Origin of the sequence: Tepidimonas thermarum (assembly GCF_007556705.1) — a bacterium.
GTDB lineage: Bacteria > Pseudomonadota > Gammaproteobacteria > Burkholderiales > Burkholderiaceae_C > Tepidimonas > Tepidimonas thermarum.
Window position 1 is genome coordinate 1 of the sequence record NZ_VJOL01000102.1, and the last position, 2,090, is coordinate 2,090.

Annotated in this window: 1 protein-coding gene and 1 pseudogene; one reads left to right on the top strand and one right to left on the bottom strand. The window is 61.5% G+C overall.

What is annotated here, in order from left to right:
• Window positions 1–388: 388 nt before the first annotated feature.
• Window positions 389–1,315, top strand: coding sequence for a porin (locus tag Tther_RS13020; protein ID WP_143904541.1), 927 nt, complete (start codon window positions 389–391; stop codon window positions 1,313–1,315).
• A 179-nt stretch (window positions 1,316–1,494) separates the two neighbouring features.
• Here the strand turns inward: Tther_RS13020 and Tther_RS13025 are convergent.
• Window positions 1,495–1,962, bottom strand: a pseudogene (locus tag Tther_RS13025) (porin); the annotation flags it as partial.
• Window positions 1,963–2,090 lie beyond the last annotated feature (128 nt).

Here is a 2,090-nt window from a genome sequence, read left to right on the forward strand (position 1 = left end):
TTATTTCGACCAACTTGGCCTACCCCGACTCTCATGACCTCAACTTCTCGAACCGCCCGGTGCGGACCCGCATGCCGGGTGGTGTGGGAGGGGCTCGGTCAGGCATACTGACCGCCCCTATCCCTATTTAGTGGCCCGCCGTCTTCGGCGGCTGACCCTCCATCGGGCCGATGGCGCGGTGTGTGGCCGTGGCGTTGACGGAGGCTCCACGAGGAGGCTCCACGAGCCGTCAGGGCGCATGTTGCGCCGACACAACGGACGAGGTGCGCCAAATTGGGGAAAACCCTGATCGTCACAAAAAAGCCACTATGATTTTGCTGTGGGTCGTAAGCGATGACGATGGTCGGCTTGCGGCGAACATTTTTCAATCCATGCAAAGGTGAACCGTATGAAGAAGTCTCTGATCGCGTTGGCCGTGCTGGCGGCTTCGGGCGCTGCGATGGCCCAGTCCTCCGTGACCCTGTATGGCGTGGCGGACATGGTGCTGCACAAGGATAAGAACGTCTCCGCCAAGCTGACCAGCGGCGGCGTCTCGACCAGCCGCTGGGGCATCAAGGGTGAGGAAGACCTGGGTGGCGGCCTGAAGGCGGGTTTCCTGTTCGAGCAGGGCATCAAGTTGGACAATGGTGCAGCGGGCCCAGGTTTTGATCGCCAGACTTACTTGAGCCTCTCCGGTGGCTTCGGTGAAGTCAAGTTCGGCAAGATCTGGACCGCGTACGACGACATCGGTGGCGCCACCGACGCGGCGTTCAACGCCAACGTCCTGGGCCCGGTTGCCCTGATCTTCCAAAGCCAGTACGAGTACACGGCTAACCCCAACAACGGCATCTATTACGCTACGCCGTCTTTTGGCGGTTTTAGCGGTGCGGTCAGCACCAACCTGCGCGAAGGCGTGGCCAACAGCCGTGTCTCGGCCTTCCACGTCAAGTACGAAGGTGGCCCGCTGTTCGTCGCGTTGGGCTACCAGGACGACGAGCCGAACAATGAAAAATATACCCGTATTGGCGCCTCGTATGATCTGGGTGTGGCCAAGTTGTTGGGCACCTACGGTCGTGCCAAGAACGCGGACGTGAATGAGTGGTCGATCGGTGCGGACGTGCCGGTGGCCTCGAACCTGGTGGTGTCGGTGGGCTATGCGCGCAGCAAGCAAGATGGCATGAAGGCCGAGCAAGGCTGGAGCTTGGCGGCGGCGTATGCGCTGTCCAAGCGTACCACGGCTTATGCGGGCTACTTCGACGCCAACGCCGCTGCCGTCAACGGCCGCGCCGGTGCACCGGACAGCCGCTTCGGCGTCGGTCTGAAGCATACGTTCTGAGTCCCCAGCGGCCAGATCGGGCCGCATGCATCCACAGAACGACCGAAGCCGCGGAAAATACGCCGCGGCTTTTTTATGTGCGCCCGGCACGGGCGCACATAAAAAACAACCTCCCGAAGGAGGTTGTTTGAAATCGGGGCGGGCCCACAAGGGCCCTTCCCCTCTCCACTCAATACGCGTTAGAAGCGATGGCGGACACCCACGGTGATGCCGGTACGGCTGCGTGCGCGGCTCGCCTGATCCAGCACGACCGCGCTGCCGCCGCTGATGCTGGTGCGGTCCACGCCGAAGTAGGCATCGGTGCGCTTGCTGAAGGCATAGTCCGCCACGGCCACGTAGAAGTTGGCGTTGCCGTTGGAAGCACCCGTGGCCGAGCCCGACTGCTTACCGCGGAAGTAGTGCGCGCCCAGGTTGAGCTGAGGAGTCAGCTGATAGCCCACGCCCACCTTGAACAGCTGGCGCTTGTTGGCGTCGCCCGGCTGGAAGCCGCCATTGGTCTGGCCGGCCCAGAATTGCCCCAGGATCAGTCCGTCGACGGTATTACGGAAACCCTGGATCGGGTTGGTCACCTTAGCGTATTTCGCCTTGTTCAGGCCATAGCCTGTACTGAAGTACCACGGACCCGTGCGGTACGAACCGCCCAGAGTCGATTGTGCAACCTCTTTTCTGTAAATTTCCGGTTGGGTGGTCATGACAACCGGGTTACAGGTTGAAGTTGAGATAGACCTTGCCGGTCAGCCACTCGTCGTCGAGTTCGGCGAGCATTGCGGAAACC

Bases quoted from the DNA above. Each gene is read 5' to 3' on its own strand.
- Tther_RS13020 (WP_143904541.1), top strand. From the start codon at position 389: ATGAAGAAGTCTCTGATCGCGTTGGCCGTGCTGGCGGCTTCGGGCGCT.